The organism is Halomonas sp. EF61 (genome assembly GCF_040147045.1).
Classification (GTDB): Bacteria; Pseudomonadota; Gammaproteobacteria; order Pseudomonadales; family Halomonadaceae; genus Halomonas; species Halomonas litopenaei.
This window is the reverse complement of record NZ_JAMSHM010000001.1, coordinates 1,888,956-1,906,460: the sequence shown is the minus strand read 5'-3', so window position 1 is coordinate 1,906,460 and position 17,505 is coordinate 1,888,956. Positions and strand designations below refer to the sequence as shown.

Genomic DNA, 17,505 nt, shown 5'->3' with positions numbered 1-17,505 from the left:
CGCCAAGCCTTTCTCCCCCTTGGCTTCACCGAAACGCGCATGACTGAGGCAAGACCAAGTGCTAACATCGCTGGCCTGAATCCCTCTCCCATGGCAATATCGAACGGCGTTTTGCTTGGGGCGCACGCGGCATCGCGCGAGGCACGACTCCTCGCCGCCAGAATGGTGAGGTTCAGGCTCCTCTCGACCGACGCTTGCAGGCGATCGTCACGCTATCGCTGCAAGGCAACACGAGAGTCGAGCCGTCTTTACCTCGTTCACGGACAGCCAGGCTGTCCGGGTCTGTCGCAGCGCCCTTCAATGTCGTTTCTCCGCTCCGAGAGCGAGCCTTTCACCCGCTTCAATACGAGGACTCCGGCTTGTCACACTTACCGGTGATCGTGGGCATGGGCGGCGTCAACCCGGCCGGCCGTACCTCGGGCCACCAGGCCTTCCGTCGCACCGTGCTCGACGCCCTTCCCGAGGCCGAGCAGACCTCCACCCTGCTCGGCCTGGCGGCGATGATGCGCCTGGCGCACTGCGACGCCGACCAGCGCTGGCACAACGCCCAGGGGCAGGTGCTCGATGCCGCCCAGCTGGCGCAGGAGACCCGCGACCAGGTGCTCAGCCACACCCTGATTCGTCGCATCGAGGATCCCCGTTTCAATGACGAGGGGCTGCCCGCCAATCGCCGCGCCAACCTGGCGCTGGAATCGCCGCTGACCTTTCGCCTGCGCCGCAGGCAGCTACCGGACAACCTGCCGCCCACCTGGCAGGTGCGTGAGGTCGATCGCCATCATCTGGAAGTCACGGTACCCGCCGGCCAGATGGACGTGATGCTGCCGGAGACCCGCCAGGCCCAGGTCCGTGCCGCAGGCCAGTTGCCCAGCGGCTTCGACCCGAGTCAGCTCTACCGTAGCGTGCATCACCCGCGCGGGCTGTCCATGGCGGTATTCGCCGCCAGCGACTGCCTCGGTGACAGTGGACTCGACTGGGACTCGCTGCGCGACCGCCTGGACCCGGACGCCATCGCCGTCTATGCCGGCAACTCCATCGGTCAGCTCGACGACGAGGGCTGGGGAGGCCTGCTCAAGAGCTTCGTCTCGGGCAAGCGCGCCACCTCCAAGCAGATGCCGCTGGGCTACGGCCAGATGCCCGCTGACTTCCTCAATGCCTATGTGCTGGGTAGCGTCGGTGCCACCGGCGCCGCTCTGGGCGCCTGCGCCAGCTTCCTCTACAACCTGCGCCTGGGCATCGACGACATCAGAAGCGGCCGCCGCCGCATCGTCATGGTCGGCACCTCGGACGCCCCGATCACCCCCGAGATCATCGAGGGCTTTCGCACCATGGGGGCGCTGGCCGACGACGACAGCCTCAAGGCGCTGGACGCCCTGGAGCTTCTGACCGACGCCGACTACCAGCGCGCCAGCCGCCCCTTCGCCCGCAACTGCGGCTTTACCATGGGTGAGTCCAGCCAGTTCGTGATGCTGATGGACGACAGCCTGGCGCTGGAAGTGGGTGCCGATATCCTGGCCGCCGCACCGGAGGTGTTCGTCAACGCCGACGGCTGGAAGCGTTCGATCTCGGCCCCCGGCATCGGCAACTACGTGACCCTCGGCAAGGCCTGCTCGCTGATTCGCGACATGCTCGGCGAGACCAGCCTGCGAGAACGCAGCTATATCCACGCCCACGGCACCTCGACGCCGAAGAACCGCACCACCGAGTCCCATGTGTTCGACGCCGTGGCCAAGGCCCACGGCATCACCGACTGGCCGGTGGTGGCGATCAAGGCCTACCTTGGCCACTCCCAGGGCAGCGCCGCCGGCGACCAGCTCACCAACGCCCTGGGCAGCTTCGCCTACGGCCTGCTGCCGGGCATCTGTACCCTCGACCGGGTCGCCGACGACGTCCACGCCGAGCGCCTGCGACTGTTCAAGGACACCCAGGCGTTCAAGGCCGACGCCAGCCTGATCAACGCCAAGGGCTTTGGCGGCAACAACGCCACCGGGGTGCTGATCTCCCCCGAGGCCACCGAACGGCTGCTGGCCAAGCGCCACGGCGCCGATGCCATGGCCGCCTGGCGCGAGCGTCGCGAGGCCACGCGGGCCCAGGCCGCCGTCTACCACCAACAGGCCGATGCGGGACACTTCGCCGTGCGCTATCGTTTCGGTGAAGGCGTGCTGGAAGGCCCTGAGCTTGAGGTCGGTGCCGACAGCATCCACATCCCCGGCTACCAGCAGCCGGTGTCGCTGAGCGTGGACAATCCCTTTGGCCGGCTCGACGAAGCCGGCGACGAGCTGGACACGCCGTTCGCTGACGAGAGACAGGAGAAGAGGTGATGACCACCGCCATCTATCCTGGCACCTTCGATCCCATCACCAATGGCCACTATGACCTGATCGAGCGCGCCTCGCGGCTGTTCGGCAAGGTGGTGGTGGCCATCGCCTCGAGTCCTGGCAAGGGCCCGACGCTGGACCTGGACACCCGTCTGGCGCTGACCCGAGAGGTGGTTGCCTCCCTTGGCAACGTCGAGGTGGTGGGCTTTTCCGGCCTGATGACGGAGTTCATGAAAGAGCAGAACGCCCGGGTGCTGCTGAGAGGACTGCGCGCCGTCTCCGACTTCGAGTACGAGCTGCAATTGGCCAACATGAACCGCGCCCAGATGCCGGACCTGGAGACCGTGTTCCTGACCCCCGAGGTGGAGAACTCCTACATTTCCTCCACTCTGGTGCGGGAGATCTCTCGGCTGGGCGGCGACATCTCGAAGCATGTGCACCCCAAGGTCGCACAAACCCTGCGTAGCCATTACAATACTTGACCATCACACTGGGAATTGACCTCGGCGCGCTGCGATCAGGCCGTGGTCTTCCCGTTGATCCCGAACTCCAGGGTGGCTATCGGCCTTGCCGAGCCCCCCTGCAGCCTGCCCGGCCCCCTCGCGACGGCGAGATTCCGGCGGCACGCTGCCTTGGCCCTGTGGCCACGACTCTGCGCGAGGACCCCTAATGTCACTGATGATCACCGACGAGTGCATCAACTGCGACGTCTGCGAACCGGAATGCCCCAATGGCGCCATTTCTCCCGGCGAGGAGATCTACGTCATCGACCCCAACCTGTGCACCGAATGCGTGGGCCACTATGACGAGCCCCAGTGCCAACAGGTGTGTCCGGTGGACTGCATTCCGCTGGACCCGGAGCGGGTCGAGAGCCATGATCAGCTGATGGAGAAGTACCACATCATCACCGCTGCCTGAGTCCGGCAACGGGCCAAGTCTGCTCGACGACGCAAGCCACGACCCGCACACCACCTCTCGCAAGCCACGACCCGAAAATCTCAACGAGCCGCCCAAGGGCGGCTCGTGTCGTTTCAAGGCCAGGGGCGGCACCCCGGCTAGAGCTTGATCACCGCCCGCCCACTCAAGGCCTCGGGCAGATCGGGGACGCTGATGCCCGCCACGCTCAAGGTCTTTATCGAAAGCGAGCGCTCAAGACACACCGTCAGGGTGTCGTCCTCGATCGCCACCCTGGCACCTTCGATGCAGCCAGGGGTATCGTCGGCGAGCCAGCCCATGGCCTCGATGCTGTCCAGCACTCGCTGGGTGGCCTCGGCCAGCATATCCTCGTCGGCGAGCCAGGGGGCGCTCGCCACCACCGCGGCAGACCTGGCCGCCTCGCTGGTCACCTGGGTCAACTGGTGCTGCTGCACCATGGCCACCGAATAGCTGACCAGGGCGTACAGCAACAGCAGGAAGATCGGCAGCACGATGGCAAACTCGATGGCCACTGCTCCGCCCTGGCGGCACGCTCGCGTGCCCTTGCCTCTATGCATGGTCTAGGTTCCTCCTCGACAGCCGGCCTGGGTTGCCTCGCAGGCAGTCAACGACTCGACGCCTCCGGCGTCCACCGCCAGCACCCGCACCTCCAGGGTGTTGATACCGATGCCCAACCCCTCGAGCAGCGGCTCGAGCAGTATCGTATTGACGTCCGTAAGGGTCCCGGACAACAGCGCCGAGAGCCCCAGGTCTGATAGCAGGCCGCTGAGCACGCCGGTCAGTTGAGCCCCCCCCTGGTCATCGAACTCCGCCCCCTTCTGCGCTGGCCAGCGGATGAGCTGCGTGGCATCACCAGTCCCGCCGGAGCGCACGGTCTGCGAAACCGAGCCGATGCCGAGCAATCCAGTACCCTCCACCGACTGGGTGACCTCGAGCAGTTCGCGCCTGGCGGCGAGCGTCAGCGCGAGGCTATCGTCCGCTGGGGCCAGTGAACCGATCGCCGCCTTGCCACTGGCCCCGGTCACTCGCGTGCTCGCCTTCACACCGATCAGCCCAAGAACATTCAGCTCGACATCCAGCGCCACCCCGAGCTGGGCATTGCGTGCCACGCTGCGATAGCAACTGGAAGGTGCACAATCGCTCGCGAGGCTTGCCGCTGAGGGCCCCGGAGGGCCCACGGCGATGCTCGGCGGCGAGATGACGTCGAGTTCAAGCGAGATATCGGCAAGGTCTAGCCCCAGGCCGACAACAAGCGGCGAGAGATCGGCCAAGCCGAGGCTGACGCTATCCTGCTGCTTGCTGGTCGTCAGCAGCAGCGCCCCTTCGAGCAGATCCCGGACCGGAACGCGTGCTTCGAGCAAGGATGTCATCGACACTTCGCCGCTGGTATCGATCGCCAGCAGCTCGCCCAGGGTGAAGCTCTCGCCTGGCGCGTCGCCAAGCACCGGGTTGCCACCCGCCAGATCCAACACCGATGCCAGTCGACTGCCCAGCGTGTGCAGATCCAGAGGTTCGTTCAAGGTCTGGGCCAAGTTCTGAGTCAGGCCCTCATCGAGGTCGACGTCCAGCGCTTCCACGTCCAGCACCTCGCCCAGGCTGACGTCCAGGCCCACGCCGTCATCTGCACCCAGCACGGTGAGATCGAGACTCCCCCCGATCAGCTTTCCGAGCAGCGCATCGAGCAGCGTCGACTCGCTGGTATCGAGCGCAAGCAGGCGGGTGCCGGCGCTCAGGGTCACCACCGCGGTTCGCCGCGCCACACCGCTGGCCTGGAGCATGACCAGATCTTCCACCTCGTTCCCGAGCAGCTCTCCCAGGTTGGCCAGCAGGCTGCTGGGCACCTGGCGGTTCAGGACCACGCTGACGGCGCTGGCCAGTCCCTCCTCGTCATCAAAAACACCTTCATCGTCCAGCGCCCCCTGGGTCACCGCCAGAGTGGCCTCGCCCTGTTCGCTATCGGCGCCCACGACGACGCCGTTGGCCGCGGCGGCGGCGATGGCGGCCTGGCGCAGCTCTCCCGAGCGGCACGCCTCGCCCTGAAACAGCGCGTCGCAGCTTGCTGCCGTCGAGACCGCCGCCAGGTCGGCAGCCTGCTGAAGTCGGCGCTGCTCGAGATACAGGCGACCGGCGTCCAGTGCCAGCGTCACCACCACCACCAGCCCCACCAGCAAGAAGGCGGTCATCACGCCGATGGCGCCACGCTGGGAGGCTGGGCCACACCTGCGCTCCTTCGCTCGCCCAATCGCCTGAGCACGATCGCCCACCGGCCAGCCGGTTCTGGCCTTTCCGGTTACGTGATTCGGCCAGGGCTCAACCCGCGGCGATGGCGCCATGGCACGTCTAGTCCTCGCCAAAGCCCGTCTCGATATAGCGCTCAGGAATCGGGTGGCCGAAGCTGTCCACATAGCGCTGGTAGATCTGACCTTGCACCTTGCCCGAAAGCGCCTGGGGCGAGGGTGACGCCAGGCGCCCGTCGCGCTGGACGGCCAGTAGCGTGCGGGTACGCTCGCCGAAGGGATCCCGGGTGGCCGGCAGGCGCACGACCTGCGACGAGGCAACGGCCTGGGAGCTGGTCTGCGCGGTTCCTGTCTGCTGCGCGCTGGCGCTGTCGGGCCAGAACACCAGCGCCAGGCTGACCAGCAGGCAGATAAGGGCGACGGTGACCAGCGTTCGCGGCTCGAGCAAGGTCTTTTTCGACAACAGGTTCGACAGCATGGACAGGCGCTCCTTGCACGGATGGATGGATCGACGAGGCTTCATGACTCTTCACTCTCGGCCTGCGCCGCCGGACGTGATACCGACCGCGATGCCGAGCCCGATGCAGAGAGCTCTGTGGCTGCAGCGCTATCGCGCACGCCCACCAGCCGTGCATCCACACCGAAGTGCCGGGCGGCGTCGGCGGCACGCTGCCGCTGCCCGCTGCGGCTCAGCGCCAGCACCAGATTGGCGGCGGCCTGCTCGTGCCCCGGGTCCAGCTCGAGCGCGGTGCGGAACTCCTCGGCGGCGGCCCGATTGTCCCCCGCCAGCATTAGCAGGTAGCCCAGGTCGTTGCGAATGCGTGGATCAATCGGCCGTGTCTGGCGGGCTTCGCGCATCAGCGCCAGCGCCTGCTCACGCCGTCCCTCGCTGAAGGCATTGCGGGCCAACCCGCGATAGCCGTCCGCGGCCAGGCAGGTGCCCAGCAGGGCCTCGTAGGCCCGGTCGCTGGCGACAGTGTCGCCGACGGCGCGTAGCGCCTCGCCCTCAAGCCGCCAGGCCAGCGGTAGACCATAGTCGCCGGCCTCTAGATGGGCCGCGGCCGAGCGCGGCTTGTCGTCGTCCAGCATGCGCTGGATCAGCGACAGCTCGACGCCGATCTCGGCGTCGTAGCGTCGGCCACAGGGGCCGACGCTCTGCTCCGGGGCGGCCCGCGAGATGTCCGGCGACAGCGCGCCCAGCGCCGCCATCGACGTTGGGCCATCCGGTGTACTCGAGCATCCGGTCATCAGCACCACACCGGTGGCCAGCCACAGGGGACGCATCTTCGGTGATGGCGAGCGCTTGTTCAGCGTTGTTGTCGTGCGCATGGGCGCCTCCAGCGATCCGTTGTCATGGTCCACCGAGCGACCCCATCAGGCCGCCCAGGTTGACCAGCGCAGGCCCTGCCATGACGATCAGCAGGGCGGGAAACAGGCACAGCATCATGACCAGCGACATGGTGCCGGAGAGCTGGCTGACCTTCTGTTGCAGCCGGGTACGTCGCTGCGCCCCGAGGCGATCGACCAGGGTCGCCAGACTGTCCCTGGCTCGCCCGCCGGTACGGGCGATCTGGGCGAACAGCAGAAAGAACTGCTCGACCCCTTCGCTGGCCTGCACCGCGGCCGCCTCTTCCAGCACCCGTTCCCGGTCCTGGCCGCTGTCGATACGATTGGCCACGACACGAAGCTCCAGCACCATGTCCGGGGTGGTCGCACCAAGCTGCTGGATCAGCCGGTTGAGCAGGCTCTCCAGGGTCATGCCGGTGTCCCACAGCATCCGCGTCACCTGCAGCACCAGCTCGATATCCTCATCGAGTCGTCGAATGCGCCGCCGCCGCTTGCGCTCCATGGCGAGCCAGCCGAGCCCGAGCGCGAAGCCTCCCCAGGCGGCTCCCATGGCGACCACCGCCAACGGTGGCCTGCCACCGGCCAGCGCCAGAAGCCCCCCGAGCATCACCGCACCGACAGCGAGCACGCCCCAGGCCAGCAACACCGCAAGCTGCGCCTTGGCACCGACATGCCCGCACTGGCGCAGGCGCAACGACAGTCGCGCCGCCATACCCTGCTGACGGGACCGACTACGCCACAGGCCGCGCCCCTCGCGCAGCAGCCGGGATTCGTCGTGGCGTCGCTCGCCCTCGGCGCCCAGCGGCCGGCGGGCGCTGATCAACAGCAGTGACGCCGCCAGCGCCAACGCCATCACCGCCCCGCTCCACCATAGGTTCCACATCCGCGCCTCCTGTTCGTTATCGTCATGTCGCGACGCGCCCGGGTTTACACCGACTTGAGCATTCGCCACAGCAGCCAGCCGCCGCCAAGCTGAAGCGCCACCGCCAGCATCAATGCCTGGCGTCCGCCGGCGCTTTCGAGCATCGGTGCCAGAAATTCCGGCTGGGTGAAGTGGATAAACAGCGTCAACGCCAGCGGCGACAGTCCCAGCACCCAGGCGCTGACGCGGGTCTCGCCGGTCATGGCGGCGAGTTCTCGGCCGCTTTGCTCGCGTTGATGCAGGGCCGAGGCGAAGGCGTCGAGCATCTCGGAAAGGCTGCCGCCGTGACGCTGATTGATGCGTATCGCGGTGGCCAGCAGCCGCAGTTCGTCGAGCCTGAGTATCTGGCCCTCCCGGGCCAGGCCCTCGTCCAGCTCCTGGCCCAGCTGGCGACGCAGCTTTACTCGGGAAAGGGCATCCGACAACGGCGGCCGAGAGCGCTTGATGGCCAGTTCGAAGGCGGTTTCCAGGCCCTGACCGGCGCTGAGCCCTCGCGTGATATGCCCAAGAAAGGGCCCAAGCTGGCGCCTCGCCCGGCGTCGCAGCCTCGCCGCTCTGAAGCGAATCAGGGCGTTGGCTGCCAGCACCATGACCAGCACCATGGCGGGGCCCCACACCGCCCCCAGCCGCGACAGCAGCAGCATCGCCAGCACCAGCAGGCTGCCTCCCGACAGCGCCACGACGGCCGGCGAGGCCGGCAGCCCCGCCGCGGTGAGTCGCTCCACCAGCCACTCCATCAACGAATCCTGGGACATCAGCCGCCGCCGGGCGGTGCGTGTACCACCTGCGGCGCGTTCTGTAAGCGCACTGGCGCTCTTCAGCAGCAGCCAGGCGGCGCCCCCCAGGCACAGGGCTACCAGCGAAAACATTCCCCAGACCGTCATGGCGAAGGCTCCTGCAGGGAGCTCAGCAGCCGGCGCCAGCCGATCGGTGAGTCATCGTCGCCCGGTGGCTGCAGCGAGGGCACCGCGCCACCGTCGGCTCGGTACAAGGGCTCCAGCTGGACTTCGCCGCGCTGGAGACCACCGACTCGCAGTACCTCGGCCACCCGACGCTTGCCGTCGCTGCCCCGCTCCACATGGACGATCAGATCGAGGGCGGTGGTGATGATCTGGCGTACCAGGGCGTCGGTGCCCTGAAAGCGTGACATCCGTACCATCATTTCCAGGCGCACCACGGCGTCGCCGGCGGAGTTGGCGTGCACCGTGCTCATGGAGCCCTGGTGGCCGGTATTCATGGCCTGCAGCATGTCGAGCACCTCATCGCCCCGGCTCTCCCCCAGCAGCACCCGGTCAGGACGCATGCGCAGGGCGTTCTTGACCAGGGCGCTGGCGCCGACTTCGCCCTCGCCTTCGATGTTTGGCGCCCGGGTCTCGAGGCGTACCACGTGATGGCTGGCGAGCTGCAGCTCGGCGCTGTCCTCGATGGTCACCACCCGCTGGCTGGCCGGTATCGCCCCACTCAAGACGTTGAGCAGGGTGGTCTTGCCGGCACCGGTGCCACCGCTGATCAGCACATTGCAGCGCTCTTCCACCGCCCGGCGCAGAAAGGTCATGAGGTTGGGCGGCACACTGCCCATGGCCACCAGGTCATCGGCACCCAGCGCCTCGCGGCGAAACTTGCGAATCGACACGCTGGGGCCATTGAGCGACAGCGGCGCGATGATGACGTTGACCCGGGAGCCGTCGGCCAGTCGCGCGTCGACCATGGGGCTCGACTCGTCCAGCCGTTTACCCAGGGGGGCCAGCATGCGTCGCACCACCCTCAGCACATGGTCGTCGTCGAGGAAGTTGACCGCGCAGGGTTCGAGCCGACCACCGCGCTCGATAAACACCTGGGAATGGCCGTTGATCAGGATGTCCGAGATACCGTCATCGGCGAGCAGCGGCTCCAGCGGCCCAAAGCCGTTGAGCTCGCGGCAGACACCTTCGACCAGCCGCTCGAGACACTCGTCGGAGCGGGCGTAGCCCCTGAGTCTGAGGGTCTCCTCGATCAGCTCCCGTACCCGCTGGCGTAGCTGCAGCGGATCATCCAGTAGTCCCCTTGAATCATCCTCGAGGCGCTCGATGACCAGCTGGTGCAACTCGCTGACCAGCCCAGGCCCCACCACCGGGGCGGACTGGGGCTCAGTTTCCTGGACTCGCTTTTGACGAAAGTGCATGCATCCTCCTGATCGCCGAACACCAGCCGTCGAACGCCAACCTTCAGGGACTGAAGCCGACCTCGGAGACACGCTGGATCTCCTGGGCATCACGGGGATCGAACATCAGCTCGAGAAAATTGGGGTCATAGTCCTCGAAAGCCTCCCCAGGCATCGGCCCCAGATCGACGCCGGCAGCCAGTGGCCGCACCAGATGGGGGGTCACGATCATCACCAGCTCCTTCTCGTCGCGATCCAGTCGGGTGGAGCGAAAGAAGCTGCCGATCACCGGGATATCGCCAAGCCCCGGAATCTTGTCCACGCTCTGGATGATGTTGCGACTGACCAGGCCACTGATGATGAAGCTCTCGCCGTTGCCGAGCTGCACGGTGGTGTCGGTCCTGCGCACGTTGAGTGCCGGCACCGCCACTCCTGCGGTCTGCACGCCCCGGGAGAAGTCGAGTTCGGACACCTCGGGCGCCACCTTGAGCATGATCCGACGCTCATCGAGCACCGTCGGCGTCAGCTGCAGGCGGATACCGAACTCCTTGAAGTCGACGCTGATCTCGTCATCGCCGCTTTGCACCGGGAAGGGAAACTCGCCACCGGCCAGGAAGCTGGCGGTCTGGCCCGACAGGCTGACCAGGCTGGGTTCGGCCAGGGTGTAGGCGAAGCCGTTGGCGCTCAGCGCACTGATCGCCGACAGCACCCCGCTGGTGTTGACCTGGATGATCGAGAAGCCCCCGTCTCCGGCGTTGGGTGCCACCGCACCGCCAGAAAGGAAGTCGAGGGTCTCGTCGCTGCGCCCCAGCGCGAAGCGGGTGGAGCCGGCCTGGTTGCGACCGATGAAGAAGCCGGCCGAAGCCATGCGACTGCGGTTGACCTCGACGACGCGGATATCCGTCTGCACCTGAACAGGGCCTAGCTGCTGGCTGGCATCGATGGGAGGGGTAGCGAAGCGTGACACCGCCTGATCGTGGCGTTCCAACGACCTCGTAACGCCACGGATCTCGGCGCTGGAAGAATGGGGGGCCAGCGAGTACTCGCCTTCGAGCCCCTCGCCGCCGGCGGGACGTACCTGAATGAACGTCTCGCGGGGCTGACTGGCCCCCGCCGTCCACACCTTGAGGGTGGTGCTGCCCGGCCCCACCGCGGTGACCAGCAGCGAACGCGGGTCCAGAACCTGGGCCTCGACCACGTCGCCCCGCCCCACCGCCGTGCGGGTGATACGGCCGGGCTGGCCCAGCCACTCCTGATCGCCGACCGCCAGGGTCAGCGGCGGCTGTTGCGCCAGCGCCTGGCCGTTGCTTGTCGTGACGCCGGCCAGCATAAGTGCCAGACCGACTACAAGGCCAAGCACCAGGCTACGCCCAAGGCCGAACATCAGGCACGGTGCCGAAGGGGCCGCGTTCGCCAGACGGCTAACCGGTGTTCCGGCGCACGTACCCCCGCGCCCCGATCTGCGTGGGACGATCTCATTGTCTCGCGTCATGGTCCTTCCTGTTCCCTGCGCGGGCGCGGTATCTCGCCTTTCCCTCGGCGACTACCGGCCTCTCGTTATGGTTGTCTGCCTGCTTCCTCCACCGCCGTCACGGCAGGGTGACCACGCTGCGACTGGCGCCGACGTGCTGCACCACCCGATAGCCGGTCTGTGGCGGCGCGGGAGCACTTTTCGCTGCCGGTCGCTCGACACCGGTCAACTCCTCGAAGCTGACGGTCTGGCCCGGCTCACTGAGGCTCTGGCCCAGGGATACCGGCAGGAAGCTGGCGCCGCCTGCCATCATGCGCAGATCATCGATCCCCTCGCCAAAGCCGGCGGCCTCCTCGCTGCCCACCACCGCCAGGCGCAGCCGCCCGGTGGTCTCGGCCAGCAGCAGCCGGGCGGTCTCGGTCTCGGGCATCGCCAGCACCGCGGTGCGCTCTCCCCCCTTTTCGTCGTCACCGTCCACGCCCACCAGTCGCTCGCCGACCCCCAGCACCGACACGTCGGCAAACAGTCGTCGCGCCAGGCGGTGTCGCTCGCCACCTTCCCCCTGAGCCTCGGCAAAATAGAGCACGTCGACGCGATCCCCCGGGGCGACGAAACCACCGCCACCGATCACCGCATCGATGCCGACCCCCACCGCGCGAAAGCCCGGAGGCACCACCTCGGCCAGAGCGCTGCCACCGACAAAGCCGCTTTCACGCAGCACGTCGCCTTCCGCCAGAGGACGTGCCAGGCGCGTGTCGGGCAACTGATCGAGAGCAGAGAAGGTGCTTGCAGGCGGCTCGGGGAAGTAGGCCAGGCGCAACGCGTCTTCGAGATCGGCAGGACGCTCCCCCGCTGCCAGGTCTCTGGCCGCCACCAGAACCGGATGGCCCAGAGGTTCGGGGGTGGGCTCGGGGCCTGACACCGAATCGACGCTCGTCGTCATCGCGGTACGACTTAGCGACCAGCCGATAAAGGCCATGGCCAGAGCGCAGAGCACAAGACACCCCGCAAGAACTCTTAATAATGATGGGGACATTGGCAAGCCTTAACGACTATTTGTTTTTTCAATCATCAGAAGAGAAAAGAGACCCAATATCGGTAGCCAGGCCAGAAATTCCCGAGGTAAAAGAATCTGTTTGAAGCACGCCAATGATCACCACAGTTATCACCGCAAGAATGATCGCATACTCGATCGCGCTGGCTCCGCGCTGCCCACGGTAGCGGGGGTGATTCAGGGAGGAAGACTTGCGCACAGGGGCGCGCTCGCCCCGGGAAAAGCGCTGGAATACTTTCATTTTGACACTCCTGCGTAAAATCGTTTTTTTCTTTGTATATCGTCAGCTTTTCGCGAGTGATTCCTGTTTTCTTCTTATACCTCCTGCCTTTTATTAATCCTTTTTTATTAATATCGACCTCTCTTTATTAGTAGTCATCCTGACTATTTTTGTCATCCTCTAGAATGAAACCAAACGTATCTATTGATTAACAGGAGATACAGATTGTTTCATCACACGAGATGACACTTGAATGATATATCGGACATTTCAACTCCAGACATGGCCCTGCCCTGAGCAACCACTTCCCGCAACGCGACCGCCATGCCTGGCGACGGCATTACCTTGAGGCCGTCGCCTTGGGGTCATGGCCTTGACCCCCTTCCCCCATCACCGGACACTTGCCCACCTCGCCGCCGTCCCGTTGCGCCCTTGCCTTCAGCCGAACAGGCCTTTCATCGTGTCGACCTCCACCAGCACCTTCTCGTCCACCCTCGAACGCCTGCCGCGCATCGCCGGCCTGGCCTGGCCGATCATCCTGTCCAATATCACGGTGCCGCTGCTGGGCCTCGTCGACACCGCCGTGGTCGGCCACCTGCCCGACTCACGCTACCTGGCCGGAGTGACGCTGGGCGCGACCCTGTTCGGTTTCCTCTACTGGGGGTTTGGCTTTCTGCGCATGGGGACTACCGGCCTGACCTCCCAGGCGCTGGGACGCGAGCGCGACGATCAGGTGCGCCATCTGCTGGGGCAGTCGCTGCTGTTGGCAGGAGGGATCGGACTTGCGCTGATCCTGCTGGGTGACCCGCTGATCGCGCTGGGGCTGTGGCTACTGGATGGAAGCCCCGAGGCTACCGGGCTCGCCGAGAGCTACGCCGCCATTCGTCTGCTGTCGGCGCCGGCGGTGCTGGCCAATTACGCCATCCTCGGCTGGTTCCTCGGCCAGCAGAACAGTCGGGTGACGCTGTTGCTGCTGCTGACCAACAACGGCGTCAATATCGTGCTCGATGTGCTGTTCGTAGTGGGACTCGACATGACCAGCGACGGCGTGGCCTGGGCAACGGTAATCGCCGACTACACCACCGCCGCCCTGGGGCTGTGGCTGTGCCGTCGACGCCTGGGCCGACTGGGCGGACATTTCGAGCGGGCGCGGCTGTTGACCATTGGCGCCTACCGGGAGCTGTTCTCGGTCAACGCCAACCTGTTCGTGCGCACCCTTGGCCTGCTGTTCGCCCAGGCCTTCTTTACCGCCCAGGGGGCGTCCCAGGGCGACACCGTGCTGGCCGCCAACGCGGTGCTGCTGCAGTTCATCATGCTGACCTCCTACGGCCTGGACGGCTTCGCCAACGCCGCCGAGGCCCTTACCGGTCACGCCATCGGTCGCCGTCGTTTCGATGACTTCGCTCTCTCGGTGCGCGCGGCGGCGCTGTGCTCGCTGGCCACTGCGGCCCTGGCAAGCCTCGCCTTCGCGCTGGGCGGCAATGCCCTGATCGCGCTGCTTACCGGCCTGCCGGAGGTACGCGCCACGGCGGCCCAGTTTCTGCCCTGGATGGTCGCCATGCCGCTGATCGCGGTGTGGAGCTACCTGCTCGATGGGGTCTTCATCGGCGCCACCGCGATTGCCGAAATGCGCAACTCCATCTTCATCGGCCTGGCGGTCTATCTGCCGCTGTGGTGGCTGACCCAGGGGCTCGGCAACCACGGCCTGTGGCTGGCCTTTACGACCTTTACCGCAGTGCGCTCGGCGGTACTTGTGACCTACTATCTTCGCTATCGCAGCACGCGCTGGCGTGACACCGCCTGAGGAGCGACGGCCGAAGATCACCGATGGTGAATGTGCCGAGACGTTATCTGCCTTACAGGTGGTTTTGACTCACGGGCGCCTGCTGCGGCACCGTTGACTCCCAGTGGCCCGGGAAGGCCCTCTTTCACAACCAGAAGAAGCGATACACGCCATGCTGAGAGCATTGTCACGACCCGCCGTGAAACTGGTGGAACGCTATCTGCCAGATCCCTACATCTTCGTCCTGTTGCTGACGATCATCGCCGCCGCAGCAGCCATCGCCATCGAACGCCAGTCCCCCATGGCCGTGCTCACCTACTGGGGTGACGGCTTCTGGAACCTGCTGAGCTTCTCCATGCAGATGCTGCTGGTGCTGGTCACTGGCTTCATGCTGGCAAGCTCACCGCCGGTCAAGCGACTGCTGCAGAGCCTGGCAGGCCTTGCCAACAATGCCGGCGCCGCCATCCTGCTGGTGACCCTGGTGTCGCTGGCGGCCAGCTGGATCAACTGGGGCTTCGGCCTGGTGGTCGGCGCCCTGTTCGCCAAGGAGCTGGCCCGGGTCATTCGGGTGGACTATCGCCTGCTGGTGGCCAGCGCCTACTCCGGCTTCGTGGTCTGGCACGGTGGTCTTGCCGGCTCGGTGCCGCTGACCATCGCCACCGATGGCCACTTCTCGGTGGAGCAGATCGGCGTGATCGGCACCAGCGAGACGATCTTCTCCTACTTCAACCTGTTGATCGTGCTAGCTCTTTTCATCGCGGTGCCGCTGGTCAACCGGCTGATGCTGCCCGGCGAAAAGGAAAGCGTCTACGTCGATCCGGCGCTGCTGGGAGATGACGAGGACCGTCGGGTACGCATCACCCGCCCGGCCGAGCGCCTCGAGAACAGCATGACTCTGGCGCTGCTGGTAGGCGTACCGGGTCTGATCTATCTAATCAGCTACTTCGTCGGCGGCGGCGGTCTGAACCTGAACGTGGTCAACTTCATGTTCCTGTTCCTGGCCATCATCCTCCACCGCACCCCCCAGAGCCTGCTCAACAGCCTGCACGAGGGCATCAAGGGTGGCGCCGGCATCGTCATCCAGTTCCCCTTCTACGCCGGCATCATGGCCATCATGATCCAGTCGGGACTGGCCGAGACCATGTCCGAGGCGATGATCTCCTTTGCCACCGAGACCAGCCTGCCGTTCTGGACCTTCCTCAGCGCAGGCATCGTCAACATGTTTGTGCCCTCCGGCGGCGGCCAGTGGGCGGTTCAGGCCCCGGTGGTCATTCCTGCCGCCCAGGCGCTTGGCGTGGATATTCCCCGCGCGGCCATGGCCGTGGCCTGGGGTGACGCCTGGACCAACCTGCTGCAGCCCTTCTGGGCGCTGCCGGTACTCGGCATCGCCGGGCTAAAGGCCAAGGACATCATGGGCTTCTGCCTGATCCAGCTGTTCGTCACCGGCATCATCATCTCGGTCTGCCTGACCTGGCTGTAGAGGCCTCCCGGAGCGTCAGCCGGGCGCTTGGCGGCCTGTACAGCCGAGGCGACAACTGACTTTCAACGAGCGCCTTGTCCCCTTGCCGGGGGGCAAGGCGTTATGCTGTGGTGGAGCGCCAGACAGACGCCTACAGCCCCCCGCGCACCGTATTCCGAGGAAACTTCGATGGCAGAGCAGAGCCTACCGGGTCAGCACGAATTGAGCATGACCGTACTGATGACCCCCGACATGGCCAATTTCAGTGGCAAGGTACACGGTGGCGCCATCCTCAAGAAGCTCGACGAGGTCGCCTACGCCTGCGCCAGCCGCTATTCGGGCCATTATGTGGTGACCCTGTCGGTGGACCAGGTGCGCTTCAAGCAACCGATCCACGTGGGCGAGCTGGTGACTTTTCTGGCCAGCGTCAACCATGTGGGCCGCTCTTCCATGGAGATCGGCATCAAGGTGGTGGCGGAGGACATCCGCCAGAAGGTCATTCGCCACACCAATAGCTGCTACCTGACCATGGTGGCGGTGGACCCCGACGGCCGCCCGGCCTCGGTGCCTCCGCTGACCCTGGACACGCCGATCCGCAAGCTGCGCTACGAAAAAGCCGCGTTGCGCAAGAAGTTGCGCAAGCAGGCCGAAGAGGAAGAGATGCGAACGAACCAGGAACTGGGCGAGCGCTGAAGGTGTGTCATCGCCCGACAGCTCGATAGGTCTTCACACAACTAGTCCACACAACCAGTCCACACAACAAGGCCGCCCCGAAGGGCGGCCTTGTCGATTGCCGGGCGGGCAGCGTGACGCTCAGCCGCAGGCCAGCTCACGGATGACATCGGCATCATCCAGGCGCACGTTGAGGCGATCCAGCCGCAGGTCCATGGTGGCAACCCCGCCGGGACGCAGCACCCGCACCGTCTTGGCCCCGCTCTCGGCCTTGAGCCGTTCATCGAAGCTGGCGTCGTAGCTCTGGCCGACCAGGCCCTGCACCGCCTCGGCGTCGCAGGCCTCGGCCATGGGAGCGCGCTCCGGCGGCAGCGGTGCCGGTTCGCCGGATCCGCCGGACGACGACGAGCAGCCGGCCAGAGCCGCGACCAGCAGCAGGGGAAGAAGTGGTTTCATCGATGGCCTCCAGTGCCAGAAATCCTTGTGCAAGCGCCCGCCAGCCTCGTATCGCTGCAGCGCGCCTCAAAACCTATCACGGCGCTGCGCCTGACGGACAGGCCGTGGTCAACTCGTTGCCAACTGACAGACCTGGCGGTCGGGACGACGAACATGGAACCTGTTGGAGACAGCAATGGCGGGAAAGTTCCGACGGAGAAACGGATAGCGCGAGTCAGCAGAGGCACGGCGATAAAGAGCACCCATGGGGAGAACAGCGACGACGAGGCGACTCACCGCCGTGGTTCTTCTCGCAGCCCCTGTGTTTCCTGGCTCGGTCTAGCGGGAAGGTTTCCGGCTAGACCGAGCCTTTCTGGCTAGCTGGAGCTTTTCTGGATCGCCTCTCCACCCTTCTCGATATCCTCGCCCACTCCACGAACGGTGTTGCAGCCGTTCAACAGCGCCAGGGTGAATACTGATACCAGAATCAACGACAGCATCCTTTTCATGGTTC

At 65.8% G+C, this 17,505-nt stretch carries 18 protein-coding genes; 6 read left to right on the top strand and 12 right to left on the bottom strand.

Annotated elements, in window-relative coordinates:
• Window positions 1-386 precede the first annotated feature (386 nt).
• The 3 genes from NFI08_RS08440 to NFI08_RS08430 all read left to right on the top strand — a co-directional run bounded on the left by NFI08_RS08440 (window position 387) and on the right by NFI08_RS08430 (window position 3,233).
• The gene (locus NFI08_RS08440) at window positions 387-2,318 is read left to right on the top strand and encodes a beta-ketoacyl synthase (protein WP_045991411.1); all 1,932 of its coding nucleotides are present in this window, start codon (window positions 387-389) and stop codon (window positions 2,316-2,318) included.
• Window positions 2,318-2,797, top strand: coding sequence for a pantetheine-phosphate adenylyltransferase (gene coaD / locus NFI08_RS08435; protein ID WP_045991410.1), 480 nt, complete (start codon window positions 2,318-2,320; stop codon window positions 2,795-2,797). The genes NFI08_RS08440 and coaD overlap by 1 nt, the downstream gene beginning before the upstream one ends.
• Window positions 2,798-2,984: 187 nt before the next feature.
• Entirely contained in the window at window positions 2,985-3,233 is a 249-nt protein-coding gene (locus NFI08_RS08430) for a YfhL family 4Fe-4S dicluster ferredoxin (protein WP_045991409.1), read from the top strand.
• Window positions 3,234-3,370: 137 nt separating this feature from the next.
• Here NFI08_RS08430 and NFI08_RS08425 read toward each other — a convergent pair whose 3' ends face one another.
• The 10 genes from NFI08_RS08425 to NFI08_RS08380 form a co-directional block, all read right to left on the bottom strand.
• Window positions 3,371-3,808, bottom strand: coding sequence for a TadE/TadG family type IV pilus assembly protein (locus tag NFI08_RS08425; RefSeq protein ID WP_045991408.1), 438 nt, complete (start codon window positions 3,806-3,808; stop codon window positions 3,371-3,373).
• A 3-nt stretch (window positions 3,809-3,811) separates the two neighbouring features.
• Complete coding sequence (locus tag NFI08_RS08420) at window positions 3,812-5,437, bottom strand: pilus assembly protein TadG-related protein (protein ID WP_162197824.1); 1,626 nt, start codon at window positions 5,435-5,437, stop codon at window positions 3,812-3,814.
• A 154-nt stretch (window positions 5,438-5,591) separates the two neighbouring features.
• Window positions 5,592-6,011 (bottom strand): DUF3613 domain-containing protein, encoded by a 420-nt coding sequence (locus tag NFI08_RS08415; protein WP_083970208.1) that lies wholly within the window; start codon window positions 6,009-6,011, stop codon window positions 5,592-5,594.
• Window positions 6,008-6,817 carry a tetratricopeptide repeat protein gene (locus NFI08_RS08410; protein ID WP_052704232.1) on the bottom strand — a complete coding sequence of 270 codons (810 nt, stop codon included), beginning with the start codon at window positions 6,815-6,817 and terminating at the stop codon, window positions 6,008-6,010. Before NFI08_RS08410 ends, NFI08_RS08415 begins: the two co-directional genes overlap by 4 nt.
• Window positions 6,818-6,839: 22 nt before the next feature.
• Entirely contained in the window at window positions 6,840-7,718 is an 879-nt protein-coding gene (locus NFI08_RS08405; protein WP_045991405.1) for a type II secretion system F family protein, read from the bottom strand.
• A gap of 44 nt (window positions 7,719-7,762) precedes the next feature.
• Entirely contained in the window at window positions 7,763-8,641 is an 879-nt protein-coding gene (locus NFI08_RS08400) for a type II secretion system F family protein (RefSeq protein WP_349588580.1), read from the bottom strand.
• Entirely contained in the window at window positions 8,638-9,918 is a 1,281-nt protein-coding gene (locus tag NFI08_RS08395) for a TadA family conjugal transfer-associated ATPase (protein ID WP_349588577.1), read from the bottom strand. The genes NFI08_RS08400 and NFI08_RS08395 overlap by 4 nt, the downstream gene beginning before the upstream one ends.
• Window positions 9,919-9,961: 43 nt before the next feature.
• Window positions 9,962-11,257, bottom strand: coding sequence for a type II and III secretion system protein family protein (locus NFI08_RS08390; RefSeq protein ID WP_349588574.1), 1,296 nt, complete (start codon window positions 11,255-11,257; stop codon window positions 9,962-9,964).
• Between the two features lie 229 nt (window positions 11,258-11,486).
• On the bottom strand, window positions 11,487-12,365 hold the full coding sequence (gene cpaB, locus NFI08_RS08385) for a Flp pilus assembly protein CpaB (protein ID WP_349588571.1): 879 nt from the start codon (window positions 12,363-12,365) through the stop codon (window positions 11,487-11,489).
• Between the two features lie 67 nt (window positions 12,366-12,432).
• Entirely contained in the window at window positions 12,433-12,663 is a 231-nt protein-coding gene (locus NFI08_RS08380; protein ID WP_349588568.1) for a Flp family type IVb pilin, read from the bottom strand.
• Window positions 12,664-13,102: 439 nt separating this feature from the next.
• Here NFI08_RS08380 and NFI08_RS08375 point away from each other — a divergent pair, with 439 nt between their 5' ends.
• From NFI08_RS08375 to NFI08_RS08365, 3 genes are all read left to right on the top strand, one after another.
• The gene (locus NFI08_RS08375) at window positions 13,103-14,446 is read left to right on the top strand and encodes an MATE family efflux transporter (RefSeq protein WP_231498423.1); all 1,344 of its coding nucleotides are present in this window, start codon (window positions 13,103-13,105) and stop codon (window positions 14,444-14,446) included.
• Window positions 14,447-14,597: 151 nt separating this feature from the next.
• The gene (locus NFI08_RS08370) at window positions 14,598-15,905 is read left to right on the top strand and encodes a short-chain fatty acid transporter (protein ID WP_045991402.1); all 1,308 of its coding nucleotides are present in this window, start codon (window positions 14,598-14,600) and stop codon (window positions 15,903-15,905) included.
• 168 nt (window positions 15,906-16,073) lie between these two features.
• Complete coding sequence (locus NFI08_RS08365) at window positions 16,074-16,577, top strand: acyl-CoA thioesterase (protein WP_045991401.1); 504 nt, start codon at window positions 16,074-16,076, stop codon at window positions 16,575-16,577.
• A 120-nt stretch (window positions 16,578-16,697) separates the two neighbouring features.
• Here NFI08_RS08365 and NFI08_RS08360 read toward each other — a convergent pair whose 3' ends face one another.
• Together NFI08_RS08360 and NFI08_RS08355 are read right to left on the bottom strand one after the other, a co-directional pair.
• A complete protein-coding gene (locus tag NFI08_RS08360) occupies window positions 16,698-17,012 on the bottom strand; it encodes an I78 family peptidase inhibitor (protein WP_045991400.1) in 315 nt (104 codons plus the stop codon).
• Window positions 17,013-17,368: 356 nt separating this feature from the next.
• The gene (locus tag NFI08_RS08355) at window positions 17,369-17,500 is read right to left on the bottom strand and encodes an entericidin A/B family lipoprotein (protein ID WP_045991399.1); all 132 of its coding nucleotides are present in this window, start codon (window positions 17,498-17,500) and stop codon (window positions 17,369-17,371) included.
• Window positions 17,501-17,505 lie beyond the last annotated feature (5 nt).

Bases quoted from the DNA above. Each gene is read 5' to 3' on its own strand.
- NFI08_RS08440 (WP_045991411.1), top strand. From the start codon at position 387: ATGGGCGGCGTCAACCCGGCCGGCCGTACCTCGGGCCACCAGGCCTTC.
- coaD (WP_045991410.1), top strand. From the start codon at position 2,318: ATGACCACCGCCATCTATCCTGGCACCTTCGATCCCATCACCAATGGC.
- NFI08_RS08430 (WP_045991409.1), top strand. From the start codon at position 2,985: ATGTCACTGATGATCACCGACGAGTGCATCAACTGCGACGTCTGCGAA.
- NFI08_RS08425 (WP_045991408.1), bottom strand. From the start codon at position 3,808: ATGCATAGAGGCAAGGGCACGCGAGCGTGCCGCCAGGGCGGAGCAGTG.
- NFI08_RS08415 (WP_083970208.1), bottom strand. From the start codon at position 6,011: ATGAAGCCTCGTCGATCCATCCATCCGTGCAAGGAGCGCCTGTCCATG.
- NFI08_RS08410 (WP_052704232.1), bottom strand. From the start codon at position 6,817: ATGCGCACGACAACAACGCTGAACAAGCGCTCGCCATCACCGAAGATG.
- NFI08_RS08405 (WP_045991405.1), bottom strand. From the start codon at position 7,718: ATGTGGAACCTATGGTGGAGCGGGGCGGTGATGGCGTTGGCGCTGGCG.
- NFI08_RS08400 (WP_349588580.1), bottom strand. From the start codon at position 8,641: ATGACGGTCTGGGGAATGTTTTCGCTGGTAGCCCTGTGCCTGGGGGGC.
- NFI08_RS08395 (WP_349588577.1), bottom strand. From the start codon at position 9,918: ATGCACTTTCGTCAAAAGCGAGTCCAGGAAACTGAGCCCCAGTCCGCC.
- NFI08_RS08380 (WP_349588568.1), bottom strand. From the start codon at position 12,663: ATGAAAGTATTCCAGCGCTTTTCCCGGGGCGAGCGCGCCCCTGTGCGC.
- NFI08_RS08370 (WP_045991402.1), top strand. From the start codon at position 14,598: ATGCTGAGAGCATTGTCACGACCCGCCGTGAAACTGGTGGAACGCTAT.
- NFI08_RS08365 (WP_045991401.1), top strand. From the start codon at position 16,074: ATGGCAGAGCAGAGCCTACCGGGTCAGCACGAATTGAGCATGACCGTA.
- NFI08_RS08360 (WP_045991400.1), bottom strand. From the start codon at position 17,012: ATGAAACCACTTCTTCCCCTGCTGCTGGTCGCGGCTCTGGCCGGCTGC.
- NFI08_RS08355 (WP_045991399.1), bottom strand. From the start codon at position 17,500: ATGAAAAGGATGCTGTCGTTGATTCTGGTATCAGTATTCACCCTGGCG.